Source organism: Rothia sp. L_38, assembly GCF_050689125.1.
GTDB lineage: Bacteria > Actinomycetota > Actinomycetes > Actinomycetales > Micrococcaceae > Rothia.
Genome location: NZ_JBOEQD010000013.1, coordinates 1 through 24,453 on the forward strand (window position 1 = coordinate 1; position 24,453 = coordinate 24,453).

The 24,453-nt window shown below is 58.6% G+C and carries 25 protein-coding genes and 1 tRNA gene; 10 read left to right on the forward strand and 16 right to left on the reverse strand.

The window, feature by feature from the left end; all coding sequences use genetic code 11:
• Window positions 1-25: 25 nt before the first annotated feature.
• The 9 genes from rplA to ACRCJM_RS09970 all read right to left on the reverse strand — a co-directional run bounded on the left by rplA (window position 26) and on the right by ACRCJM_RS09970 (window position 7,433).
• Complete coding sequence (gene rplA, locus ACRCJM_RS09930) at window positions 26-718, reverse strand: 50S ribosomal protein L1 (RefSeq protein ID WP_185174246.1); 693 nt, start codon at window positions 716-718, stop codon at window positions 26-28.
• A 141-nt stretch (window positions 719-859) separates the two neighbouring features.
• On the reverse strand, window positions 860-1,291 hold the full coding sequence (rplK, locus tag ACRCJM_RS09935) for a 50S ribosomal protein L11 (RefSeq protein ID WP_283490448.1): 432 nt from the start codon (window positions 1,289-1,291) through the stop codon (window positions 860-862).
• Between the two features lie 189 nt (window positions 1,292-1,480).
• Entirely contained in the window at window positions 1,481-3,481 is a 2,001-nt protein-coding gene (locus ACRCJM_RS09940) for an ABC transporter ATP-binding protein/permease (protein ID WP_237184876.1), read from the reverse strand.
• Complete coding sequence (locus tag ACRCJM_RS09945; RefSeq protein WP_237184877.1) at window positions 3,478-4,482, reverse strand: hypothetical protein; 1,005 nt, start codon at window positions 4,480-4,482, stop codon at window positions 3,478-3,480. The genes ACRCJM_RS09940 and ACRCJM_RS09945 overlap by 4 nt, the downstream gene beginning before the upstream one ends.
• A 135-nt stretch (window positions 4,483-4,617) precedes the next feature.
• Window positions 4,618-5,478, reverse strand: a complete 861-nt coding sequence (locus ACRCJM_RS09950; protein ID WP_237184878.1) for a hypothetical protein — start codon at window positions 5,476-5,478, stop codon at window positions 4,618-4,620.
• A gap of 135 nt (window positions 5,479-5,613) precedes the next feature.
• Window positions 5,614-6,039 carry a peptidase inhibitor family I36 protein gene (locus tag ACRCJM_RS09955; RefSeq protein ID WP_431464782.1) on the reverse strand — a complete coding sequence of 142 codons (426 nt, stop codon included), beginning with the start codon at window positions 6,037-6,039 and terminating at the stop codon, window positions 5,614-5,616.
• 115 nt (window positions 6,040-6,154) lie between these two features.
• Window positions 6,155-6,901: a transcription termination/antitermination protein NusG gene (nusG, locus tag ACRCJM_RS09960; RefSeq protein ID WP_431464783.1), complete on the reverse strand. Its 747-nt coding sequence runs from the start codon at window positions 6,899-6,901 to the stop codon at window positions 6,155-6,157.
• 101 nt (window positions 6,902-7,002) lie between these two features.
• A complete protein-coding gene (secE, locus tag ACRCJM_RS09965; protein WP_237194772.1) occupies window positions 7,003-7,266 on the reverse strand; it encodes a preprotein translocase subunit SecE in 264 nt (87 codons plus the stop codon).
• A gap of 94 nt (window positions 7,267-7,360) precedes the next feature.
• Window positions 7,361-7,433 (reverse strand) — tRNA-Trp (locus ACRCJM_RS09970).
• A 251-nt stretch (window positions 7,434-7,684) separates the two neighbouring features.
• On the opposite strand from ACRCJM_RS09970, the gene ACRCJM_RS09975 reads away from it, so the two are divergent.
• A complete protein-coding gene (locus ACRCJM_RS09975) occupies window positions 7,685-8,887 on the forward strand; it encodes a pyridoxal phosphate-dependent aminotransferase (RefSeq protein ID WP_431464784.1) in 1,203 nt (400 codons plus the stop codon).
• Between the two features lie 497 nt (window positions 8,888-9,384).
• Complete coding sequence (locus ACRCJM_RS09980; RefSeq protein ID WP_237184882.1) at window positions 9,385-10,416, forward strand: 6-phosphofructokinase; 1,032 nt, start codon at window positions 9,385-9,387, stop codon at window positions 10,414-10,416.
• A 122-nt stretch (window positions 10,417-10,538) separates the two neighbouring features.
• On the opposite strand, the gene ACRCJM_RS09985 is transcribed toward ACRCJM_RS09980, so the two are convergent.
• The 3 genes from ACRCJM_RS09985 to ACRCJM_RS09995 form a co-directional block, all read right to left on the reverse strand.
• Window positions 10,539-11,681, reverse strand: a complete 1,143-nt coding sequence (locus ACRCJM_RS09985) for a YgfZ/GcvT domain-containing protein (protein WP_431464785.1) — start codon at window positions 11,679-11,681, stop codon at window positions 10,539-10,541.
• Complete coding sequence (locus ACRCJM_RS09990; RefSeq protein ID WP_237184887.1) at window positions 11,681-12,346, reverse strand: FABP family protein; 666 nt, start codon at window positions 12,344-12,346, stop codon at window positions 11,681-11,683. Before ACRCJM_RS09990 ends, ACRCJM_RS09985 begins: the two co-directional genes overlap by 1 nt.
• 359 nt (window positions 12,347-12,705) lie before the next feature.
• The gene (locus tag ACRCJM_RS09995) at window positions 12,706-13,458 is read right to left on the reverse strand and encodes a hypothetical protein (protein WP_431464786.1); all 753 of its coding nucleotides are present in this window, start codon (window positions 13,456-13,458) and stop codon (window positions 12,706-12,708) included.
• 149 nt (window positions 13,459-13,607) lie between these two features.
• Here ACRCJM_RS09995 and ACRCJM_RS10000 point away from each other — a divergent pair, with 149 nt between their 5' ends.
• From ACRCJM_RS10000 to ACRCJM_RS10025, 6 genes are all read left to right on the forward strand, one after another.
• A complete protein-coding gene (locus ACRCJM_RS10000; RefSeq protein ID WP_431464838.1) occupies window positions 13,608-14,294 on the forward strand; it encodes a response regulator transcription factor in 687 nt (228 codons plus the stop codon).
• A gap of 35 nt (window positions 14,295-14,329) precedes the next feature.
• Window positions 14,330-15,301, forward strand: a complete 972-nt coding sequence (gene mshD, locus ACRCJM_RS10005) for a mycothiol synthase (protein ID WP_431464787.1) — start codon at window positions 14,330-14,332, stop codon at window positions 15,299-15,301.
• A 35-nt stretch (window positions 15,302-15,336) separates the two neighbouring features.
• Window positions 15,337-17,565, forward strand: coding sequence for an RNA degradosome polyphosphate kinase (locus ACRCJM_RS10010; RefSeq protein WP_431464788.1), 2,229 nt, complete (start codon window positions 15,337-15,339; stop codon window positions 17,563-17,565).
• A gap of 126 nt (window positions 17,566-17,691) precedes the next feature.
• Window positions 17,692-18,693 (forward strand): NUDIX hydrolase, encoded by a 1,002-nt coding sequence (locus tag ACRCJM_RS10015; RefSeq protein ID WP_237199094.1) that lies wholly within the window; start codon window positions 17,692-17,694, stop codon window positions 18,691-18,693.
• A gap of 7 nt (window positions 18,694-18,700) precedes the next feature.
• Window positions 18,701-19,522, forward strand: a complete 822-nt coding sequence (locus ACRCJM_RS10020; RefSeq protein WP_431464789.1) for a thymidylate synthase — start codon at window positions 18,701-18,703, stop codon at window positions 19,520-19,522.
• A 16-nt stretch (window positions 19,523-19,538) separates the two neighbouring features.
• Window positions 19,539-20,165: a dihydrofolate reductase gene (locus tag ACRCJM_RS10025; RefSeq protein ID WP_431464790.1), complete on the forward strand. Its 627-nt coding sequence runs from the start codon at window positions 19,539-19,541 to the stop codon at window positions 20,163-20,165.
• Here ACRCJM_RS10025 and ACRCJM_RS10030 read toward each other — a convergent pair.
• Together ACRCJM_RS10030 and ACRCJM_RS10035 are read right to left on the reverse strand one after the other, a co-directional pair.
• On the reverse strand, window positions 20,153-21,439 hold the full coding sequence (locus ACRCJM_RS10030; protein WP_237194803.1) for a HipA domain-containing protein: 1,287 nt from the start codon (window positions 21,437-21,439) through the stop codon (window positions 20,153-20,155). The genes ACRCJM_RS10025 and ACRCJM_RS10030 overlap by 13 nt on opposite strands.
• The gene (locus ACRCJM_RS10035; protein WP_237184912.1) at window positions 21,436-21,675 is read right to left on the reverse strand and encodes a helix-turn-helix domain-containing protein; all 240 of its coding nucleotides are present in this window, start codon (window positions 21,673-21,675) and stop codon (window positions 21,436-21,438) included. Before ACRCJM_RS10035 ends, ACRCJM_RS10030 begins: the two co-directional genes overlap by 4 nt.
• 140 nt (window positions 21,676-21,815) lie before the next feature.
• Between ACRCJM_RS10035 and asd the strand changes: the two genes are divergently transcribed.
• Window positions 21,816-22,955: an aspartate-semialdehyde dehydrogenase gene (gene asd / locus ACRCJM_RS10040; protein WP_431464791.1), complete on the forward strand. Its 1,140-nt coding sequence runs from the start codon at window positions 21,816-21,818 to the stop codon at window positions 22,953-22,955.
• Between the two features lie 9 nt (window positions 22,956-22,964).
• Window positions 22,965-23,390 (forward strand): GntR family transcriptional regulator, encoded by a 426-nt coding sequence (locus ACRCJM_RS10045; RefSeq protein WP_237184926.1) that lies wholly within the window; start codon window positions 22,965-22,967, stop codon window positions 23,388-23,390.
• On the opposite strand, the gene ACRCJM_RS10050 is transcribed toward ACRCJM_RS10045, so the two are convergent.
• Together ACRCJM_RS10050 and ACRCJM_RS10055 are read right to left on the reverse strand one after the other, a co-directional pair.
• On the reverse strand, window positions 23,387-23,944 hold the full coding sequence (locus ACRCJM_RS10050) for a PIN domain-containing protein (RefSeq protein WP_431464792.1): 558 nt from the start codon (window positions 23,942-23,944) through the stop codon (window positions 23,387-23,389). The genes ACRCJM_RS10045 and ACRCJM_RS10050 overlap by 4 nt on opposite strands.
• Window positions 23,944-24,453 (reverse strand): helix-turn-helix domain-containing protein, encoded by a 510-nt coding sequence (locus ACRCJM_RS10055; RefSeq protein WP_431464793.1) that lies wholly within the window; start codon window positions 24,451-24,453, stop codon window positions 23,944-23,946. Before ACRCJM_RS10055 ends, ACRCJM_RS10050 begins: the two co-directional genes overlap by 1 nt.

A 24,453-nucleotide genomic window follows, 5' to 3' on the forward strand; every position in this document is an offset into this window, starting at 1 on the left:
GTTTAACCGTTAGGGTCTAAGAAACTTAGGCTACGGTTGAGGGGTCAACGGGAACGCCAGGACCGAAAGTGGTGGCGATGGTTGCCTTTGAGATGTAACGGCCCTTAGCTGATGAGGGCTTGAGGCGGTTAACCTCTTCGAGAGCTGCTTCGAAGTTCTCGGTCAGCTGCTCAGCGGTGAAGGAAGCCTTACCGATGATGAAGTGCAGGTTTGAGTTGCGGTCAACGCGGAAGTCGATCTTACCGCCCTTGATGTCTGCAACTGCCTTAGCAACGTCCATGGTGACGGTGCCGGTCTTGGGGTTGGGCATGAGGTTACGGGGACCCAGAACCTTACCCAGACGGCCAACCTTGCCCATCATGTCGGGGGTTGCAACTGCTGCGTCGAAGTCGGTCCAGCCGCCAGCGATCTTTGCGATCAGGTCGTCTGAGCCAACGAAGTCGGCGCCAGCTGCTTCTGCTGCTTCAGCCTTTTCACCGGCTGCGATAACGACGACGCGGGCGGTCTTACCGGTGCCATTGGGCAGGTTGACGGTACCGCGTACCATCTGGTCTGCCTTACGGGGGTCAACGCCGAGTCGCAGTGCGACCTCAACGGTTGAGTTGGGCTTGTCTGCCGCGATGTCCTTTGCTACTGCAATAGCCTCGGCGGGTGCGTAGAGCTTGTCCGCTTCAATCTTGGCTACAGCTGCCTGGTACGCCTTGCTGCGCTTTGCCATCTGCTTTTCTCCTTTGCAGGTGTGGTCTTTGGTGAGCCGCGCTCGGCTCTGCCACATGCCTCCCGGGTGGGAGACTCTAACAATTGTCTTTGGGTGAGGTGTGAACCTCGGTTCCCCTGTTGTTTCAGGGGTGGAAGGGTTTTAGCCTTCGACTGTGATGCCCATGGAGCGGGCGGTGCCGGCGATGATCTTCGCTGCGGCGTCGATGTCGTTAGCGTTGAGGTCTTCCATCTTGGTCTGGGCGATTTCCTTGACCTGATCCATGGTCAGTGAGCCGACCTTCTGGGTGTGGGGAACGCCGGAGCCCTTAGCAACGCCAGCTGCCTTCTTGATGAGCTGAGCTGCGGGAGGGGTCTTGGTGATGAAGGTGAAGGAGCGGTCCTCGTAGACGGTGATTTCTACGGGGATGATGTTGCCGCGCTGGGATTCGGTGGCTGCGTTGTAGGCCTTGCAGAATTCCATGATGTTGACGCCGTGCGCACCGAGTGCGGGGCCAACGGGGGGCGCGGGGTTAGCGGCGCCTGCCTGGATCTGCAGCTTGATGAGGCCTGCGACCTTCTTCTTGGGAGCCATTTGTGTTTGGTCCTTTTCTTAGCTGGTGGACCGGCACACAGGAGTATGTACCGGGCGGTGGTGCTGCCATGGCGGCGGCTGCACCGTGTAGGGGCACACCGGCGTGGGTGCGCACATACAGTCTTCTATCTTAGTACGGTCTGGGCTTTAAAGCTATTGCGGGGCGGACGCCCGCCCCTGGGTGTTTGCTCACAGGCGGGTAAGGGATTCGATAGGGTCGATTCGGGCGGCTTTGCGGGCCGGGTAGATTCCGGCCAGAAGGCCTAGGACTAGGCCAACTCCCACCCCCAGGCCGATTACTGCCGGGCTGATGATGGGGGTCCAGGAGTTGAAGAGGCTGATGAGGGCAATGGCGTTGATGGAGAAAAGCACGCCGGCAAAGGAACCCAAAAGGCTGGTAATGATAGTTTCAACCGCCAGTTGCAGGGTAATACCCGCCGGTTTGGTACCAATGGCTAGGCGCAAACCTATTTCTTGGCGGCGTTCCATAACCCCTACCAGGAAGGTATTCATGGTACCCACCGCACCGATGACCAGGGTAATGAGCGACATGGCGATCAGCAGAGTTTTCTGTTGCTCGTCTACAGCATTTTTAAGGGTTTCGGGTGCAGGCGGGATAGTGGCGCTGTAGGCAGAAGGCTTATTGGGCGACACCGCATAAGGGGCTTCTTGGCCCACCTGCTGGGCGGCACCCGGTTGAACGCTCAGCACGATGTCGAGGGATTTACTGTCGGGATAGGAGTCAGTGTTGAAGGGAAGGTAGATGGCTCCGTAGTAGGAACCTGAGGCGCTGTTCTCGGTGACTACCCCGATTACCGTCACTGGGTTTCCGTCCAGGTAAATCACTAGGCCCTCTTGCCAGTTCACGCCGAGCTTTTTGAGCAGGCTCTCGCCCACCACGGCTACAGTCTCACCGCGTTCGTTGTGCCCACTATCAAAGAGACGGCCCTGGACCAGGTTTTGTTCCTGCACAGCAAAGACTGTTTCTTGGGCGGCAATGACCGGGGCAGATATATTTTCTTCGCTGTGAAGGGTGGAGCGAACGCCCATGACCTCGTTAATGACGCGGTAGGCAGATTGCCCGGTCACACCGTTAATATCGGCTAGTTTCTGGTAGCCGGGGCTATCCACTAGGCTCTGAGCTTGCTGGGCGGTCAGGGCTTCTTGCCCGCTGTAGTGCAGGGTGACTTTCTTAGCCTGGTAGATGTCAAAGGCATCGGAAATCTGCCCGGCGATGGTGTTGGAGAGCCCCACTGTCAGGGTCAGCGCCGCAACACCCAGAGCCACACCCAGCATGGTGAAGAGGTTACGGCGCAGGCGAGAAAAGGTAGCCTGCCAGGCCTCAACCAGCGCGGGTTTGACCCAGGGGAAACGGGGTATGCCCTCTACCGCCGCATCCCGAAAAATATCGGGTTCCTGCTCGGCCTCTGGGCTAGGGTCAGCAACCGCAGGTAACCTGCTCTGTTCCGTAGCTTGTTCTCGGACTGTAGGAGGTTGTTCCATCGAGCGGGTTTCTTCAATAATCAGACCGTCTTCTATGTAGAAGCTTCGGTCACAGCGGGCGGCAATGGCAGGGTCATGGGTGACGACCAGGGTAGCTTGGTCTTCGCCAGTGACCTCGCGCAATAGGTCCATGACCTCTTGTGAGCGTTTCTGGTCCAGGGCACCTGTTGGTTCATCGCATAGGAGAACGGTGGGTCGGGTCACTACGGCGCGGGCAATAGCTACCCGCTGTTTCTCACCGCCGGAGAGGGTTTCTATACGGGCAGTTGCCCTGTGCGTTAGCCCCAGCCTGTCAATAACTTCGCTAGCCCTGCGGCGACGCTCTGCTTTGGGTACGCCCTGGTAGAGCAGGGGTAGTTCTACGTTTTCCGTGACGTTCTTGTGGGCAATCAGGTGGAAGGACTGAAAGACGAACCCTACCTGGGAGAGCCGGACATCGGCCAGCCGTTTGGCCTCCATCTCGGAGATATCGGTTCCACCCAGAGTGTAGCTACCGGAACTGGCCCGGGCCAGGAGCCCTAGGATATTGAGCAGGGTACTTTTACCCGAGCCGGAGGTGCCTAGCAGGGCAGCCATTTCTCCGGCCTGAATGGTCAGGTTAATCCCGTGCAGAATCTCCAGTGGGTTCTCGGCGGTGCCAAATTGCTGGCGAATCTCGCGAGTTTCGATCAGGGGCTGGGGGCTCATGATGTACCGGTGGAGATCACAACCTGGCTACCTTCGGTCAGCCCGGTGCTGGGGTCTGCTTCAATCATGCTGTAGCCGTTAGCACTAAAAGTGACGCGCACGGTGATATCCCGTGTTTCAGTGCCCTCTTGGAGTTTGACGATGCTCCCCTGCCCCGTGGTGAAGAGAGCGCTGGAAGGAACAACCAGCCCGGCCTGGGGCGATGAGTCCAGAATCAGCTCAGCGTTGAAACGATTCAGCCCGCCCAAATCGCTCTCGGGCACCTGAACGGCAACGTACTTAGTACCGGTATCAGTTCCAGTCTGTGTGTTAGGGACGGCCGGTGCCTCTGAACCTGAACCTGCATTGGCTCCGGTGCTTGTCTTTTCGCTCTTGACTTCTACGAGATAGGTTACTGTGGCACCGGTATTGAGGCGGAGCCTCTGACCGGTGGCAGCGTCTGGGCTCAGAGTGCCGGTCGCTGGTTTGCAGGCGAGTTCTTTCTGCCCGGAACTCAACAGGGCAAGCGCCTCAAAGCTGACGTCCCCGGTTGAGCGGGGCTTAGATATAACGGTTGCGTGGTTGTTAAGCACAATAAAGGAACTTGCCGGGATTGCCTCCTCTTTGCTCAGGGGCTTGTAGCCGAAGCTGGTGTAGAGAACTCCCAGCGCCCGGTAAGTTTCCTCGGTGACGGTATCTATGTCAGCGCCAACCCGTGGGAGCTGGTAGCCCAGGGCTACCAGTGCATCGTTGAGGAGCTTGGCGTCGGGCCCTTGGGCGTCCAGGGTGAGGTCGCGGTAGAGGGAGAAGCCACCCAGGAGGGTAAAGACCGGTGCGCCGTTAACCTCGGCGACCAAGCTCCCGTTGCCCAACTCTTCGCCCTGGACGATGTCCACGCTGGTGTACTGGGCACCGGGAGCAGCGTTAGTGACAGTGAGCTCGCGCTGGTCGGTGTAGTCAACCGAGCAGACTAGTGGAAGAATGTTCTCGAGGGTTCGGTTTTCTACACTAGCGGTAATCACGCTAGCTTCTGGCGTTTGTGCTTCAGCGGCTTTCTGCTCGCTAGTTTTAAAGGAAGAGGCTATATATACCGTCGCTCCGGTAACTACCATACAGAGTAAGGTCAGTAAAACCCAAATTTTTTTGTTCACCATATCTTATGATTTGCTCAGAATCTCGGGAGCATTTTTCTCCGCTATCCGTTTAGCTTGGGTGAGCTGGTCAATAACGCCCTCATTATCAGTTAAGAAGGTAGTCAAGTAAGCATTGAGAATATCTTCAGTGATTTCCTCATAGTTTACTTTCTGCCGGCATTTAGCATCGTAAATAGCTAATTGATGTGAATCCATGCTAGTGTCCACCGAGGCTAGGTCTGGTGTTTGTATTTCGATACTATAGTTGTCTTTCATACAGGCCGACCACCGCTGATTTAATTCCTCCTGTTTCGAATCCATCTGAGCTGCGCCTATATAAGGCAGCGGAAGGTTTTGGATACCGCTTTCAAAAAGAACTCCAGCCTCAGCGCTCCCAAAGACAGCCTCATAAGACTGAGCCAGACACCCGTCGGCAGCAATCGCCCCTGGAACTCCGTCAACGCTGATGCCTCCGTTTTCAGGGTTGCCCATATAGGCAGCCCAGGTTGCATCATCTATATCGGGGTTGTTCTGTTCTAAGGTAGTAGAAGCTTTTTGGTAGCCGTGCTCTTGAGCATCTTCCACGCTCAGGGGTCGTGGTGAGAGGTCTAATCTGATGTCGTAACGTTCAGAGGTAGATCGCAGACTCCAGCTATACCCCTGAGCTTGTAGGCACTGAGCTACCGTTACTTCTTTAGCTTGCTGGGCGGCAGGACTCATGCTGAATAGAGTATTTATTTTCTCTATCGCTTGTGAATCAACCTGAGTAGCAGGAGCAATTCCACTCTCATACTGTTCCGCTTCGGTACTTGTAGCTTCGTTAGCGGAACAACCAGAGAGTACCAGCATAGCCACACCCATGAAATAGCTGATACGAGGCCTCATCTTGTCTTCCTTTTGACATGCAGAGTCGCCAAACCTATTAAACCTATTAAAATTGTCATTCTAGAATAAATATTTTATTTACGACAAGGGCAGTAGTGTTAAAATTTATGTTCATCCTCCTGCCCTCGCTAAGCTTTAGACCATCACAATGAAATCCGCCATATTATTAAATGAGGGTTTGACACCATATCTAAGGTCTGACTCATACCAGCCAGGAGGGAGTTTCTGAGCAATAAAACGCGACCCATTACGCCATTCGCCAATTCCCATCGTTGCCCATCGGTTGGCATTAATCCAAGAGGTAGTATTATCATGCTGAGCTGAGTTCACATTTGCATATTGCGAGTAGCCGCTAATATCTTGCCGCTCACCAGTAAACCAGTTACCAGTGAATAAACATACCGTTGAAGTAGGGCAACCATAGACACCTGCATTGGCAGAATCAGCCCCCGGCCCTAAAAGTAAACCAATACCAAGAGCAGTAGTAGCAGCTAGAGCTGCTCCCTTGCTAACTGTAGCTAAAGACATTTGTCTTCTCTCTTTCAAATCATAGTTAGGCACCTTTACCCAACGAAAGAAGCATAACACAGCACATTTTTTGCAATCAATCCCCTTACCCAAAAAATCGCCCCCTACCCAAAGGTAAGGAGCAATTCCTTGTATAGTCCACAGAGGGCTACATCTTGGTGACCTGTGAGAAGTTCAGGGTCACGGGGGTCTCGCGTTCGAAGACGGAAATCAGCACAACCATTGATGAGGCCGCGGCGTTGATCTCTGAGATAGTTGCGGGCATGCCTTCGAAGGGGCCTTCCTTAACGGTGACGGCCTCGCCAATCTCAAAGCCGGTCTCAACAGCGGGGGCAGTCTTAGGAGCGGCGCCTGCTTCTGCCTGCTCAGCTTCAAAGACGGGAGCCAGCATGTCGACGACCTCATCGAGGCGCAGGGGAACCGGGTTGTAGGCGTCCTGCCCAACGAAGCCGGTCACACCGGGGGTGTGGCGCACAACGCCCCAGCTCTCGTCGGTCAGGTTCATACGCACCAGAGCGTAGCCGGGGACGCGCACACGGCGAACCAGCTTCTTGGTGGTGTTCTTAACTTCCATGACCTCTTCCATGGGGACCTGAACCTCGAAGATGTCATCTTCAGCGTTCATGGTCTGGGCACGGGATTCGAGGTTAGCCTTGACCTTGTTCTCGTAGCCAGCGTAGGTGTGAATGACGAACCATTCACCTTCCTGGCGGCGCAGCTTAGCCTTGAACTCTTCGAGAGGGTCAACGGCGGGCTCGCCAGCTTCTTCAGCTTCAGTGACTTCTTCGACGACCTCAGCGGCTGCTACTTCAACAGCCTCGTGGCCCTCTTCGGTTGCCTGCTCTGCAGGTTCTACGACCTCTTCGGTTTCAGGTGCAACTTCCTGCTCGGACACGCTTTCCTGCTTTCGTCATTGGGGTTTACTTGAAGGCGCGCACGCCCTACATACACAAAAGATTCTACGGGTTAGGCCGCCGTCGGCCTAGCTTCGTGCTTCTAGTTGATGCCGTTACCAAAAATCCAGAAGGCTCCCTGACCGAAAACGTAATCTAGGCCCGAGATGAAGAGCATCATAAAAGCAACGAAGAAAAGAACAATAATCACATACTGCACCAGTTCTTTACCGGTGGGAGTGGTGACTTTTTTGAGTTCTGCGATAACTTCGCGTAAGAACTGGAAAATGCGGCCGAAGAAGCCCAGCTTCTTCTCTGCGCCTGGTTCTTCAGAATCGGCGGTCCTGGCGGCGATTGATTTAGCCATGGTAGGCCCGCCCCTTTCTAGACTCATCATGAATTTCTAGACTCATCATGAACATGAACTGTTCGATTGACAAATAAACCTGTGAGGCTTGAAGCAGGGCGGACAGGACTCGAACCTGCAACCTGCGGTTTTGGAGACCGCTGCTCTACCAATTGAGCCACCGCCCTTTGAAGGTTATCCCTTCAAGGAGGCTTGAGACCCTTGCGGGCACAAACCTAAAGCTGTTCGGTTGCGAACAACGTTATCTACTGTAGAACATATTTTTTGCTTTGGCAATTTGGTGCGCGCCAGCCCCTCTCCCAGCTGCCGTCCGACCTATGATTTAAGGGGTAGGTGCCAGCTGCCGCGCTGGTGTCCGCGCCCTTCATTTGCCCCACCCCGACGGTCCTGCCCGCAGGACGGAAGCGAGAACCTCCCCATGACTGCCCGCGTATCACGCCGCATCGGCGCTATCGCCCCCTCGGCCACCCTGGTCGTTGACGCTAAAGCTAAGGCCCTGAAGGCACAAGGACGCCCGGTGATTGGCTTCGGTGCGGGCGAGCCTGACTTCCCCACCCCCGACTACATCGTGGACGCTGCCCGTAAGGCTCTCGACGACCCCGCTAACTTCCGCTACACCCAGGCCGCAGGCCTGCCCGCCCTCAAGCAGGCAATCGTTGAGAAGACCAAGCGCGATTCCGGCATCGATATCGACGCCTCCCAGGTTATCGTGACCAACGGCGGCAAGCAGGCCGTCTATCAGGCCTTTGCCACCGTCATTGACGAGGGCGACGATGTGCTGCTGCCCGCCCCCTACTGGACCACTTACCCCGAGGCTATCCGCCTGGCTGGCGGCAACCCCATCGAGGTCTTCGCGGGAGCCGACAAGGAATACAAGGTCACCCCCGACATGCTGGAGGCAGCCTACACCCCCGCCACCAAGGCTCTGATTTTTGTGTCCCCCTCTAACCCCACCGGTGCGGTCTACACCCCCGAAGAAACCAAGGCTATTGGCGAGTGGGCACTAGAGAAGGGCATCATCGTGCTCACCGACGAAATCTACGAGCACCTCACCTACGACGACGTACCCTTCACCTCCATCGTCAAGGCCGTACCCGCCCTGGCTGAGAACACCGTTATTCTCAACGGCGTTGCTAAGACCTACGCCATGACCGGCTGGCGCGTGGGCTGGATGATTGCCCCGGCTGATATCACCAAGGCAGCGACTAACCTACAGTCCCATATGACCTCCAACGTCAACAACGTCGCCCAGCTGGCAGCGCTTGAAGCCGTCTCGGGTTCCCTTGACGCCGTTAACGAAATGCACAAGGCCTTCGACCGCCGCCGCAAGACCATCGTTGAGGGTCTCAACGCTATTGAGGGCGTCCACTGCCCCACCCCCAAGGGCGCCTTCTACGCCTACGCCGACGTCACCGGCCTGCTGGGCAAGACCATTGCGGGTAAGACCCCGCAGACCTCCGCTGAGCTTGCCGAAATCATTCTGGAAGAAGCCGAAGTAGCAGTTGTTCCCGGTGAGGCCTTCGGCCCCTCCGGCTACCTGCGCCTCTCCTACGCCCTGGGCGATGAAGACCTCGCCGAGGGCCTGGCTCGCATGCAGAAGCTGCTGGCAACCGCAGAGTAGTTTGCCTGATTCGGGCATACCCCAGCGGTACGCAGGACGCCCCTTTGCCGACTAACCTTCTTGCTGGTTCGCTGGCGCTCACAAGCAATTCATGCCAGCCCCAGCCAGTCGGCTCCAGGGGCGTCCTGCGCACCCCATGGAGGCACCAAGTAAGCGCGGCATATGAACCGCAAGCAAGCTGGCTCGGCGGCTGGCGTGAATCGCACCTGAGCGAAGCGAAGCTGCGAGAGGGTCGCTTGCGAAGGTTCATATGCCGCGCTATCTGTAATATCCGGAGTGCCAGAAACTAGAATCCCTCCCGCCCCTAAAGTCGCATTTGACTCTTACTCAGCGACCCAAAACATACAGCGCAACCTACCCCACAGCTACCCAACGCAACCCCTCTTTACTACAATAGAAACCAACAAAGACCCACACTTTGGACTGCCTAAACGGGCAGAAACCCAACAGGGTCACCACCATCATTCCCCACCAGGAATAACACAAGGAGTTTCTCCATGAAGATCGGTCTGCTCACCTCCGGCGGCGACTGCCCCGGCCTGAACGCTGTTATCCGTGGCGCTGTGCTCAATGGCGTCAAGACCTACGGCGACGAGTTCGTTGGCTTCCGCGACGGTTGGCGCGGTGTTGTTGAAGGCGACTTCATGGATCTGCCCCGCACCAAGGTTCGCGGCCTGGCTCGTACCGGTGGCACCATCCTGGGTACGTCCCGCACTAACCCCTTCGATGGTCCTAAGGGTGGCCCCGAGAACATCGAGATCATGATGGAGCGCAACGGTATCGACGCTATTGTCGCTATCGGCGGCGAGGGTACCCTGGCTGGTGCTAAGCGCCTGGCTGACGCGGGTCTGCCCGTGGTTGGTGTTCCCAAGACCATTGATAACGACCTGCAGGCAACCGACTACACCTTCGGTTTCGATACCGCAGTTTCTATCGCAACCGATGCCCTGGACCGTCTGCGCACCACCGGTGAGTCCCACCACCGCGCCATGGTTGCTGAGGTCATGGGCCGTCACGTTGGTTGGATTGCCCTGCACTCCGGTATGTCCGGCGGCGCTCACGCTATTCTGATTCCCGAGGTTAAGGTCTCGATGGAAGAGGTTTCTGGCTGGGTCAAGGAAGTTCACGACCGCGGCCGCTCCCCCCTGATTGTTGTTGCTGAGGGCTTCATCCCCGAGGGCTTCGACGATGTGATGGCTGGTAAGGGCCAGGAGAAGGACGGCCGCCCCCGCCTGGGCGGTATCGGCGACTGGGTTGCGCAGGAGATTGAGCGCATCACCGGCATTGAAACCCGTAACACCACCCTGGGCCACATTCAGCGCGGTGGCGCCCCCACCGGCTTTGACCGCGTGCTCTCTACCCGTCTGGGCATCCAGGTTGTCGATATGATTCACGACAAGGAGTGGGGCAAGATGGTTGCCCTGCAGGGCACCGAGATTAAGCGCGTTGACTTTGCTGAGGCCCTTAACGGCCTGAAGACCGTTCCGGTCCACCGCTACGAAGAGGCTAAGGTTCTCTTCGGCCGCTAGGCCACACGCCTCACACTAGAAACGACTGCCTCCCCAAGGATTCTTGGGGAGGCAGTCATTTTTATGGGCACTTGTTTTACCGTGTCTGTGCCGTATCTACCGTGGTGTGGGCTCAGAGAACTCTAGCGCAGAAAGTCCCCCATGTTCCGGCGTCCTGCCACCTGGCCGGCGTCCGGAGCGACAATCACGGTCTGGGCGGCGGCGTACTGGCTGGTTGCGGGGTTGCCGTCGGCGTCCGTATCTCCCCCGTCCACCACGCGCAGGGTGGCGGTGGGGTCAACCGAGCGCTTCAGGACGGCCAGGGCGATAGGCCCAGCCTCGTGGTGCAGGGACACCGAGGTCACGGTGCCCACCTTCTTCTCACCGTTCATCACGGCAGAACCGGCAGCGGGCAGGGTGTGCTCGGAGCCGTCCAGGTCAAGGAAGGTCAGGCGGCGGGGCGGGTGCCCCAGGTTGTGCACGCGGGCCACGGTCTCCTGGCCCTTGTAGCAGCCCTTCTCCAGGTGCACGGCGGTACGCAGCAGGTCGAGCTCGTGGGGGATGGTCTTCTCATCGGAGTCCACGCTCACGCGCGGGCGCCAGGCCTCAATACGCAGAGCCTCAGCGGCCCAGACCCCGGCCAGCTGGGATCCCTCCACCGCATCGAGTAGGCGGTGGGCGGGCACGATGGTCAGGTAGCGCCGATAGGCGGACGCCGGGTGCTCATCTTCCCCAGCGGACGCGTAGGTGTAGCCCCCGGGGGCAATACCGGCGCCCCAGGGGTCAGTCCAGACGATACCGCCTGCCAGCACGGCGTCCGCCCCATCGACCTCGCGCGGGTCAAGGGTGGAACCCAGCACCGCGTGGGTTTCAGTACGGTCGGTAATCTCAACGCGCAGCATGAACTTCATGCGGTTCAAATACTCGACCAGGGGCGCAGCCTGGTCCCGTTCGGTGATCAGCCAGACCGCGCCGTCCTTCTCAACAGCAAAAGCAGAGAACTCGATGCGGCCCTGCGGGGTCAGCAGAAGAAGCTCGGTAGAGTCCCCCTCCCCCAGCCCGGCTAGGACCTGGCTTGAGAGGGTGGTCAGCCAGCTCAGGCGGTCCTCGCCCGCAACCGTTACCACGCCCAGGTTGGAGTGGTCAACCAGGGCAAGCCGGGTACGGCGGGCCAGGGCCCGCTGCTCAGCAACCGGGTCGCCGTAGTGGGCAGCGACCCCGGCGTCCGCCCCGGACGCCGCAAAAGCACCCGGGCGAGACAGCAGGGGACTACGGTAGGCAGTCACTACTGGTCACCTGCAAGGTTTTCGCCGCCGAACATGGTAGTGCCCAGGTCTTCACCGGTCATGGACGAGGTCTTACGCAGCTCAGCCGAAGCGTGCTTCTCAAGCTTGCGGGTTTCGGGGTTAGCGGTTTCCCAGTCCCACATGAGGTTGCCGTTGACCAGGCCCCAGAGGCGTACAGAACCGGCGTAGTCCTTAGTGATGTCATCCTTAAGCATGTTGCCGGTCTGCATACGCACCACCGGGCCCTTAATCATGCCCACGTAGTTTTCGGTCAGACCGCCGGGGTGGGCGATGGTCGCCAGCAGGTTGAAGCCGCCGTCCTCGTTGCGCAGGGACTCAACGGACTCGGCATCCTGGTGCACGGGAACCACATCAGCAGGCACCAGACCGGGGCCGACGTCGCCGTCCACCTGGGGGCGGTCAATCTGCCAGAATCCGGTCTCAACGGTGATGGTGCGAAGCTTCTGGCCCTGGTCATCAAGCAGGAAGCTCTCGGCGCGGTATTCAATGAAGGGCAGACCGTCCTGGCTGAAGGTAATAATCTGCCCGAAGGGAGTTGATTCTGCCCCCTCGTACCAGAGGGAGCCGGTACCCTCCCAGGTGCCCAGCAGCCAGGAGAAGGGTACGAGTTCGGGGGTAAGGTTGGTGGGAATTTCAATAGCCATACATACCAGTGTAATCGGCAAGCCTGTCTGAGGAGAGGGGCAGTTATGAGCAGCGGGGCGCCCCTCTGACGACTAACCTTCTCGCAGGCTCGCAAAGCTCGCACGCGATTCATGCCAGCCCCAGCCAGTCGTCTGCCGGGGCGCCCCCGCTGCTCCCTTCACCTTAGGCGCCCGAAACATAAAGAAAACCGGCCCTCGCGCAACAGTGCGCGGGGCCGGTGCTGAGAAGCCTGTGGGTTGCTTACTTCTGGCCACGGAAGAGGCCGGTGAGTACGAAACCGATGCAGGTGAAGATAGCCAGACCTGCCAGGCCCAGAAGGACGAGGAAGAAAATTTCAAGTGCAAGAATACTCATACCGCTACCCTACCACGCGAGTGAGGAAAGTCGCACACACATAGGCGATGACGCCGATAAATGCTACGGGTGTTACGCCCAGGGTGACAGCGCCACGGCGGGGCCCTTCCTTGGGGCCTGCCGAGACAACCCGGATGCCGATAAGTCCCAGCAGCAGACCGACGGCCAGGCCGATGGTGATGACGGGGTAGGCGGTTTCAACGTCCCTGGCCAGGATGGCTAGACCCACCCAGCCTGCCACAGAGACTGAGGCCAGCACACCCGAGACGCAGCTGATGACCGACTCCAGGCGCCCCACAGCGCCTTCGCCGCGGGCAAGTTCTGCCATGAAGCTTGCGACCACGCCCACCGCTGCGATAGCGGGCAGGAAGGCCAGGGGGGAACTGCCGGGGTTGAGCCAAGAGTAGAGCAAGGAGGCTACGCCCGATACCAGCACGATGACGGAGTGGGAGGTAATGCGGCGGCGTCCGCGCAGTTCGGCGATGCCGGTGGCTGCGGGCCAGCCGCCGGCGATGAGAAGGACGGCGCCCAGCCCGGTGAGTGCTGCGAGGTCGGGTGAGGTAGCTGCGGTGATGACCAGGGCTATAAGGGTGACGAGGGCGGAGAACGCCACCAGCGTGTAGCGAGAACGGCGGGTTGTGCCGATGCGCCCGATGGGCCCTTCGTAGACGGTTTTCTGCCTGGCCCGGCGGAGCTTGGTGAGCTCGGGGACGAAGGTGCGGATAGCTCGGGTGTGGGTGGGGTCTTTAGTCGTCACTCTGGGGTTTCATCTCGCTGTGTGGTGGGCCGGTGGTGTGGGTTCCGGGCTTCTTCTTATCTTCCCGTATTACGAACCTGTTTATCAACGTCTGTGGCCTGCGTTTTATACTGGTGCTTGAGTTGACCTGTTCTAGGGAGTGTATGAGCGTGCTGCATATTGTCGTATTGAGTGATTCTGCGACCGATGGCGCCGATGTCACTCAGTCGCTGGGGTTGTTGGCTCATCAGATATCTGTTCTTCCTCTGGGCGCTGCGCCGTCGATGGTGCAGGCCGCTGGGCCCGACGTGGTCTTGGTGGATGCCCGTGAGCAGTTGGTTGCGGCCCGTAACTGTGCCCAGTTGTTGAAGGGGTCTGGTTTTACTACGCCGCTGTTGATGGTGCTTACCGAGGGCGGTATGGCTGCGGTGGCGCCGCACTGGATGGTGGACGATATCGTGCTTGAGTCGGTGGGCCCGGCTGAGCTTGAGGCCCGTTTGAGGTTGCTGACGGCGCATGTGGCTGAGGAGGCTGAGCCTGAGAGCACGGTGATTCGGGCCGGTGGTATCACGGTCGATGAGGCCTCGTATTCGGCGCGTTTGCAGGGGTCGCCCCTGAACCTGACCTATAAAGAGTTTGAGTTGCTGAAGTTTTTGGTGCAGCACCCCGGGCGGGTTTTTACGCGTGCCCAGCTTCTCTCTGAAGTGTGGGGTTATGACTACTACGGTGGTACGCGCACGGTTGATGTGCATATTCGTCGTCTGCGGTCGAAGCTGGGCCCTGACCATGAGCAGTTGATTACGACGGTTCGCAATGTGGGGTATAGCTTTAACTCGGCGCGGTCGGATTCTAGGTAGGCTTAGAGGAGCTGCGATGTGTGTAGGAGGCGCGTGTGGTCTATGAAATTGTTTCACCCAAGGTTTCGGGTGTTGTGCTAGCTGATTTTGAGCGGTTGGCTGAGCTGGCCCGGCGGCAGGACGGCGCCTCCCCCTTCTCTGAGCAGACCTTTGTTGAGCTGCGCAAGGCAGCTGCGGGGGCGGACGCCGGTGTGCGGCTTTTTGAGGCCCGGCAGGCTGGTGCACCCCTAGGTTTCGCCGCCCTGGTGAGGGAGGGCGAGCTCTGGGTGCTGGAGGCCACTGTCGCCCCCGAGGCCCGTGGCCAGGGCCTTAGCTCGGCCCTGATAGGCGCGGCGGTTGAGGCTGCCGGTGATGAGCCGCTTCGGGCCTGGGTGCACGGTGGTTCTGATACGTCTAGCCCTGCCCTGCAGGCGGCAACCCACCTGGCCGATAAGCTGGGTTGGCGCCCTACCCGCGAACTCTACAAGCTGGGTCTGGCCCTGACCGACGAGGCGCGGGCGAGCGTCCGCGCCGCTGCCCAGGCCCGCCCCCTCCCCGCTGGCCTAACGCTGACCACCTATACCCCCGACCTGGCTGGGGCCTGGGTGCAGGTCAATGCCCAGGCCTTTGCCCACCACCCCGAGCAGGGGCGGCTAACCCTCGATGACCTTGCGGCCCGCACCGACTCTGACTGGTTCCGGGCAGAAGGGTTCTTCCTGGCTGTAGAAAAGGACGGGCAGCTGGCAGGCTTCCATTGGACCAAGATTCCTACCGGCCAGGGCGAGCACCCCGAAGGGGAAGTCTATGCGGTGGGCATCGCGCCCACCTGGCAGGGTAAGGGGCTGGGGAAGGCTCTGACCCTAGCCGGCATGGCCTATCTAGCCGGGGCTACCGACGAGTCCGGCACGCCCCTTGACCGCATCGTCCTCTATGTCGATGCCGACAACACCGCCGCTGTAGCCCTCTACCGCTCCCTCGGCTTTACCCCCCTCACCATCGACCGACAGTACGCACCTGCCCACCCCTAATCTTTACCACCGCCCCTCGCATTGAAAGGCACACCATGACCACTACACCGGCAGAAACCCCGGCCCACCCCCATATCAACGGCGATATTAACAAGCTCGAACGCGCCGAAACCCGCGTAGACCGTATCGACGTGGGCGAAAAAATCAAGCAGCCCAACCTCGAAGGCGATTTCGGCAGTGACCGCTTCCTCGACCGCGAAATCAGCTGGCTTGAGTTCAACACCCGCGTGCTCGAACTGGCCGAAGACCCCAACCTCTACCTGCTAGAGCGCCTGAACTTCCTCTCCATCGTCACCAGCAACCTGGACGAGTTCTTCATGGTGCGCGTGGCCGGCCTCAAGCGCCGTATCGCCACCGGCATCGCCGTGCCCTCAGCAGCCGGGCTCTCCCCCGAAGAACAGATGGAAGAAATCTCCGAGGCCGCCCATGCCCTGCAGGAGCGCCAGTACCGTGTCTTCCACGAGCAGGTCTACCCCGAGCTGGAAAAGGAAAACATCCGTATCGTCGGTTGGGCAGACCTCTCCTCCAGTGAGCAGGAGCGCCTCTCCCGTTTCTTCCGCGCCGAGCTCTTCCCCGTGCTCACCCCCCTGGCTGTTGACCCGGCCCACCCCTTCCCCTACATTTCTGGCCTGTCACTCAACCTGGCCGTCATCGTCCGCAACCCCCAGACCGGCAAGGAGCTCTTCGCCCGCCTCAAGGTGCCCGAAGCCATCGAGCGCATGGTGGCCGTTGACGGCGCCCGCGCGGTCAAGTCCTCCTCGGGCGAGGTCCGCTTCATCCCCCTTGAGGTCATTATCGCCGAGCACCTCGACATGCTCTTCCCCGGCATGGAGGTCGTGGAGCACCACGCCTTCCGCGTGACCCGCAACGAGGATCTTGAAGTTGAAGAAGACGACGCCGAGAACCTGCTCAAGGCCCTAGAAACCGAGCTGCTACGCCGCCGCTTCGGCCCCCCGGTGCGCCTGGAGGTTGAAGACACCATCAACCCCACCATCCTTGACCTGCTCGTTTCAGAGCTGCGTATCGACGAGCACGAGGTCTACAAGCTCCCCGCTCCCCTCGATTTGCGCGGCCTGTCCGATATCGCCAAGACCAACCGCCCGGCCCTGCACTACCCCAAGCACATCGCCCACACCTCCCGCTGGCTCAACGCCAACGAGACCTCCAAGGCAGCCGACGTCTTTACTGCAACCCGCGACCACGACGTCCTGCTGCACCACCCCTACGACTCCTTTGCCACCAGCGTACAGGCTTTCCTGGAGCAGGCCGCGTCCGACCCCGCCGTCCTCGCCATTAAGCAGACCCTCTACCGTACCTCCGGCGACTCCCCCATCGTGGACGCCCTCATCGAGGCAGCCGAAGCCGGCAAGCAGGTGCTGGCCCTGGTTGAGATTAAGGCCCGCTTCGACGAAGAGGCCAACATCAACTGGGCCCGCAAGCTCGAACGCGCGGGCGTGCACGTGGTCTACGGCATCGTGGGTCTCAAGACCCACTGCAAGCTCTCCCTGGTCGTGCGTAAAGAGGCGGACGGGCTGCGCCGCTACTGCCACATCGGCACCGGCAACTACCACCCCTCTACCGCCCGCTTCTACGAGGACCTCGGCCTTATCACCTGCGACCCGCAAATCGGTGAGGACGTCTCTCGTCTCTTCAACCAGCTCTCCGGCTACGCCCCCAAGACCACCTACAAGCAGCTACTGGTTGCCCCCCGCTCCCTGCGCTCGGGCCTGATTGACAACATCAACAAGGAAATCGAGCACAAGCGCGCGGGCCACGCCGCCAAGATTCAGATCAAGTGCAACTCCATGGTCGATGAGGCTATCATCGACTCCCTCTACCGCGCCTCCCAGGCAGGGGTTGAGGTCAACGTGGTCGTTCGCGGTATCTGTGCCCTGCGCCCCGGCGTCCCCGGTCTCTCCGAGAACATCAAGGTGCGTTCAGTCCTGGGCCGCTTCCTCGAGCACTCCCGCGTCTTCACCTTCGAAAACGCCGGGACCCCCAAGGTCTACATCGGTTCAGCAGACATGATGCACCGCAACCTCGATCGCCGTGTTGAAGCCCTGGTGCATGTGAAGGCAGAAGCCCACATCAAGTACCTGCTAGAGATGTTCGACAACTACCTCTCAGAGAAAACCAGCAACTGGCACCTGGGGTCAGACGGCACCTGGGAACGCCACCACCTGGCAGCCGACGGCTCACCCCTGCGCGATGTGCAGGCCTACTACCTGGCTAGTCGCGACCAGAAACGCAACAAGCGAGCCTAAGCCGGGCGCAGACGTCCGCGCCTTGTCCACCGCTCACAGCTAAGAGGCATAGAATGTCCTTGGGTTAACATTCGGTTAACTCAAGGACATTCTCAATGCCCGCCCCACCCCCACGGAGCTTCCCACATGCCGCACACCGAGACCTTCTACGCCGCCCACACCCACGACGGAGCGCTCTCGCTCAGCCGGGGCCCCCACAACCGGGCAGCTGTCAACGCAGCAGGCGCCATTATCTGGCGCTGGCACCACGACCAGGTGCAGGTCCTCATCATCCACCGCCCCCGCTACGATGACTGGTCCTGGCCCAAGGGCAAGCAGGACCCCGGCGAAACCCTGCCCGAAACCGCCATCCGGGAAATCCGCGAAGAGGTCGGGCTCAACGTCACCCTCGGCGCCCCTCTGGCGGTGACCGCCTACGAGGTCAAGGGCAAGCCCAAGGAGGTCTACTACTGGGCAGCCGAAGCGCCAGCCGGGCAAAAAGCCGTTGCTGACGAGGGCGAAGTGGACGAGCTGCGCTGGGTCACTCCCAAACAGGCCCGCACCATGCTCACCAACGCCACCGACAAAGAGCCCCTCGACGCCCTGCTGGCCTTGGCTCATGCGCAGAACCTGCGCACCCGCCCGGTGATTATCGTCCGCCATGCCAAGGCCAAACCGCGCGCCAGCTGGGCCGGGGCCGAAGGCGAGCGCTCACTTGCGGCTACCGGCAAGCGCCAGGCCCTGGCGGTAGGACGCCTGCTGGAGGCCTGGCAGCCCGAACGCATCGTTTCCTCTCCCTGGGTGCGCTGCATGCAAACGGTCTACCCCTATTCGAAGGCCTCTGGTATTTCCATCAAGGAGAAGCGGGCTCTGACCGAAGCCCACCATGCCCGGGCGCCCAAGCACGCCCGTAAGGTGGTCGAGTCCCTCTTTGAGAAGCGGGATAAGTCGGTCATACTCTGCACCCACCGCCCGGTGCTGCCCACCGTCCTTGAGGTTCTGGGCGAGCACCTGAATAAGCAGCTACGCCCCCATCTGCCCGTGCATGACCCTTACCTCAAGCCCGGGGAGATGTGGGTCTTGCAGGTGTCTGTGGCCCACCCCAAGACCGTGGTGTCGCTGGAACAAATTAAGCCTTTTGACGATTAAAGAAGATATGACTGTTATTCCTACCCCCTACGAAGACCTGCTGCGCGAGATTATGGCGACCGGCGACGAGAAAGCCGACCGCACCGGTACCGGCACCAGAAGCGTATTCGGCCGTCAGATGCGCTTTGACTTATCTGAGAGTTTTCCGCTGATCACCACCAAGAAGGTGCACTTCAAGTCGGTGGTTATTGAGCTTCTCTGGTTCCTGCGCGGGGAGTCAAACGTACGCTGGTTGCAGGAGCGCGGCGTGACGATCTGGGATGAGTGGGCGGACGAGGACGGCGAACTGGGCCCGGTCTACGGGGTGCAGTGGCGCTCCTGGCCGGCCGGTGACGGGCAGACCATCGATCAGATTGCCAAGGTGCTTGACTCGCTCAAGAACAACCCCGACTCCCGCCGTCATATTGTCTCTGCCTGGAACCCGGCTGAGGTTGACGACATGGCGCTGCCACCCTGCCATGCCCTCTTCCAGTTCTACGTGAAGACCCGGGAGGATGGCCAGAAGGAGCTCTCCTGCCAGCTCTACCAGCGGTCTGCCGATATGTTCCTGGGCGTGCCCTTCAACATTGCCTCCTATGCCCTGCTGACCCAGCTGATTGCTGAAGAGGTGGGTATGGTGCCCGGTGAGTTTGTCTGGACCGGCGGAGATTGCCACATCTACTCCAACCACTACGAGCAGGTCACCGAGCAGCTGTCGCGCAAGCCCTACCCCTACCCGCGCCTGCGCATTAAGAATAAGAAGCCCTCAATTTTTGACTACGAGTTTGAGGACTTTGAGCTGGTAGATTACCGCCATCACCCCCTCATTAAGGCCCCGATTGCGGTCTAGGGTCGAGGAGTTGAGCGTGAACGGTGAGCAGGTAAACGGCTCGGGTACCCTGCCCGAGCTAGCGGCTATCTGGACGCAGGCGGGCAACGGGGTGATTGGCCGCGACGGCGATATGCCCTGGTATGCCCCCGAGGACCTAGCCCATTTTAAGGCCTTGACCCTGGGCGCCCCGGTCATTATGGGTCGGGTAACCTGGGAGTCCATCCCTCCCCGCTTCCGCCCCCTACCGGGGCGGCTCAATCTTGTGATTACGCGTTCTGTCTCGCAGGTTGAAGAAAAGGACGGTGCTGTCTGGGCACCTTCTCTCGATACGGCTTTGGGGGCGGCGCAGAGTTTAGCTCCGGACGCCCCCACCTACTGGGTCATTGGCGGCGGCTCCCTCTACGCCGAGGCCCTACACCGTACCGACCTACCCGGAGTAGCGGGTGGGCAGGTAACCCGGGTGGAGCGCACCCTCTTTGAGGCTGAGATTCCAGGGGATACCTACGCCCCCGAGCTGGGGGCCGACTGGGCTGCAGAAGCCGAGGGCGCACCCGTCCGCTCAGATCGGGGCTATGCACTGACCGCCACCGGTGTGAAGCTCCCTCTCACCATACGGTTCCAGACCCTGCGCAAGACAAAGGCAGCAGGTCAGCGCCAATAGTTTGAAACAAAACGGGCAGGGGAAAGCCGCCCCAGACCGTCCACAATTTTGGCGGCTGCATCTTCCAAACCGTGCTCTTTACCTGTTTCCTCAAAAGCCTCTGGCAGGTAGCTAAGAATCTCTTCTACGAGCTCTTGGGCCCGTTGCCTCGGCAAGCCTAAACGCTGTCCCTCAAACACTAAACCTTCGTCAGAAATCTGAGTAAATCTATAGTTTTTCTTAATTCCCATTGGAAAATAAGCCAAGCTTTCATCCCCGATATGTGCAGCAGCAGAAATCAAATCGTACAACGGGGCAAGCTCACTCCCGCTCTCCCGATGCACCAAAGAATAGTTCTTGGCATGAGCATCTGTACCAACTACGCCTACGTTGAACACCAAGCCTTTAAAGAAGTCCTCTTGAAGACGTAAGCGATCCCCCGGCTTAGTTTTTTGGCGGAACAGTTGGCCTATCTCCCCAGCTCCAGGGCCACCATCACGATGCTGATACTTCTTCTCAGGCGGTATACCCAGTGCTTGCAACAGGTCTTCCTGGTGTACCCGGCGAACAGCATCGTCAAGGATATAACGGTCGTAGCGGGGAACAATAACCGCTGTTAAGCTACTTGTTCTACTCCGCCACAGTTCAGGATCAACAGCATTAAGCCCGCATTTAACGGCTACCTTCATTGTCAAGAACTCAGCAATATCGATATTCTCAACAAAATAATTATCTTCTGTTTTAACAGGCTTAATGATGTGGGTAGTGGCGATACCTGTTCCCGGCTGGACCCATTTACCCTCATGATTTCTGGTCAGTGATAGCTTTGGCTGGGCTCCTGCCACGCTAAATCGAAAAGCTTCAGAAGCAATCAGCGTTTTCCCGCGATAAAGCTCTCTACTTTCTTCTAGTAGTTCTTCAAAATCTGTTTCATTCAGCACGGGTTGCTGAGAAAGGTTAGCTCTCTGTGCATCGCTGCTGCCCTTGCCCGGCGGTAAAAGCTGAAGAGCGCCTGCAACGTCTTGCCCGTAGCGCTCAAGTAAACCAAAAATGGATCCTGCTGATACCCCTGCCGCACGCGCCATATTTTCTAAAGCTTGAGCATTATCGGGTAAAAGGCCTTTAAGGAACGGTAGCGCTACTTTATTTTTATGCGTCCGGTTTCGTTCAGGCATAGACAGGGAAAGGGGCACCGAACTTTCATATCCTGGGGAATAGGCAAAAGTGATTTGCCCATTTTTCTCCATGAATGTGCCACACAGTTCACCATCTAGGTAGGCATTGAGTTCGCTCATGATGCGGCCTTTACTTGAAGCTCTAGGTTTAGAGCCCAAAAAGCATCTAGTACCTTATAGAGCTCAACCGTTGGCTTACCTTGTTCAAGGTCAATGTACCATTTGCGGGATACGCCAATCTTGGCTGCCACTTCTTTTTGAGTAAGACCGAGCTCTTCTCGGCGGAGACGGACGACTTCTCCCACTTCTCCAGTGATGTGCAGGGTTCGTATACCGGTGGCATCTTGCTGTGTCATACCGCAAGTGTAACCGAACGACTACTTTTCCTAAAGTAATCGTACGGTTACTTTAAGTAAAGTCACCGTACGATTACACTTTCTCTCACCATGCGGTTCCAGACCCTGCGCAGAGAGCCCGTAAAAGCTAGACTGAAACCATGACTTTTACATCTGGTGATTCCGTAGGCTTTGTTGGTTACCGTGGCATGGTCGGCTCCGTGCTCATGAAGCGCATGCTCGAAGAAGGTGACTTCGAGGGTATCAACCCGGTCTTCTTCTCCACTTCCCAGGCCGGTTCAGCGGCCCCCACCTTCGGCGGGGCGCTGGAAGAGTCCATGCTCAGGGACGCCCACGATATCGACGAGCTCGCCAAGCTGCCCGTCATCGTGACCGCCCAGGGTGGCGACTACACCAAGGCAGTACACACCCAGCTGCGCGAGCGCGGCTGGAGCGGTCTCTGGATTGACGCAGCCTCAACCCTGCGCATGAACGATGACGCCGTCATCGTGCTTGACCCCATCAACCGCGACGTCATCGACCGCGGCCTGGAGTCAGGGGTTAAGGACTTCATCGGCGGTAACTGCACCGTCTCCTGCCTGCTCATGGGCCTGGGCGGCCTGTGGAAGCAGGGACTGGTCGAGTGGGGCACCTCCATGACCTACCAGGCAGCCTCCGGTGGCGGCGCCCGCCACATGCGCGAGGTGCTCAAGCAGTTCGGCGATATCAACGGCTACGTAGCAACCGAGCTGGACGACCCCGCGTCCGCCATCCTTGAGATCGACCGCAAGGTGCTGGAACTCCAGCGCTCCGGCGACCTCGACACCACCCAGTTCGGCGTTCCCCTGGCCGGTTCACTGATTCCCTGGATCGACTCTGACCTGGGCAACGGCCAGTCCCGCGAAGAGTGGAAGGCCGAGGCTGAGTCCAACAAGATTCTGGGCCTTGAGGGTGATGACCGCGTGGTTCTTGACGGCCTGTGCGTGCGTATTGCAACCATGCGCTCCCATTCCCAGGCTCTGACCCTAAAGCTCAAGGAAGACCTGACCGTTGAGGAAATCGAGAAGATTATCGATGAGGACAACGAGTGGTCAAAGGTTATCCCCAACACCAAGGACGCCACCGTCGAGGGGCTGACTCCCGTTGCGGCGTCCGGTACCCTGGATATCCCGGTGGGCCGCATCCGCAAGCTCAACATGGGCCCCCAGTACATCTCTGCTTTCACCGTGGGTGACCAGCTGCTGTGGGGCGCCGCAGAACCCGTGCGCCGCATGCTGAAGATTGCGACCGGCACCCTTTAGACTGGTGCCATGACAAAGAACGAGATGCCCCCGATTCACGACTCCCACGAGGAGCTGTGCGGGGGCATCCGTGCTTTAAATTTTAGGGTTGATAAGGGGTCGGACGTCCCGCCCTACTCCCAGCTGCGGCGGGCTATTATTGCGGCGCGGGCTTCCGGCGCTCTGGCGGCCGGTGACCGGCTACCGCCCATGCGGGCGCTGGCTGCCGAAACAGGACTGGCAGTAAACACGGTGGCTAAGGCCTACAAGGAGCTGGAAGCCGCCGGTGCCATTGAAACGCACGGCCGGGCCGGGTCCTTTATTACGGCCCTCGACTCAACCGCGCACAAGGCACAGACCCTAACCGAAAAGTACATTACAGCCATGCGCAAACTGGGCTTTGAGGACCAGCAGATTCACGAGACTCTGGACCATATGCTGGGGTTCGAAAGCTAGAACCCATTAGACTCAAGAGTCTCTGCAAACCTCACCAGCCCAATTTTTCTCAACCCCACCAGATACTCCGTGTGAGTTACCTCTGGGTTCTTCATGTCTCGCACAATGTCTTCAGCAATTTGTTTGATTCTCTGCGGTTTCAGTGCAAACCGGTCGCACAGAAAATCATCTGGGTGAACGGCCCTCACATCAAATGGAGCTAAAGTCTCTTCAGGGAAGTCTTTCAGATTAAAAGTAACGATAAAGTCAGCACGAGCTCGAACTGCTGTTGCTAAAACATGGCGATCTTTAGGGTCGTTACCCATCTGATGTATCAGCGATTCATACTCACAAACTTCTGCATCTGGGAAGTATTTCTGCATATTTCTCACACGCTTCTCAGCCTGCCCAGGCGTTCGCATGAACACTGTCTGCAAGTTACGTTCCACTTCCTCTAGAATCCCATGCGACCAGAGGGGTCTGTACTCTTTGGCATCTGCTAGGCGCAAAAGTAAGTCGCACGTTGGCATCGGTAGCAGTACACATGCATCGAGAACAGCAGATAGCCCAGACATTAAGATTTTCCTGACGACCTGCGAGTCTGCGCAAAGCTTGCAGGTAGGTCAAAGTAGCTACCGTCTGCCGATGATTCTTGCGTTTGTTCTTGGAGGAAAGCTTTACGCTCTCTTCGCTCTTTCTCTTCATACTGAATCAAGTCTGCGAGAAGCACACGGCGATGGCGGCCAACAGCAGTAAAGGGAATATCACCAGATTCGAGAATTTTTATGAGTGTTGGACGAGATATTTGGAGATAATCAGCAGCTTGCTGAGTGGTGAGCTTGGTATCGGTAGGCGTAATCGAAACAGCCTTGTTATGGGCTAAGGCATCAACGATGGTTGTTAGTGTGTCATATAAGAGGAAGGGAATGACCTGTTTTTTACCGTCTGGCGATAGCAGCGCAGGCTGAGCCCCCTCATCCTCACTAGAAGCGCTATGTAAGAAAGAAAAAAGTAGTTCTAAGTCTGCTTCATGAAAGGTGGAGGGTTCAAGAATAGAACGCTGATTATGCTGAGTGACGGTCAT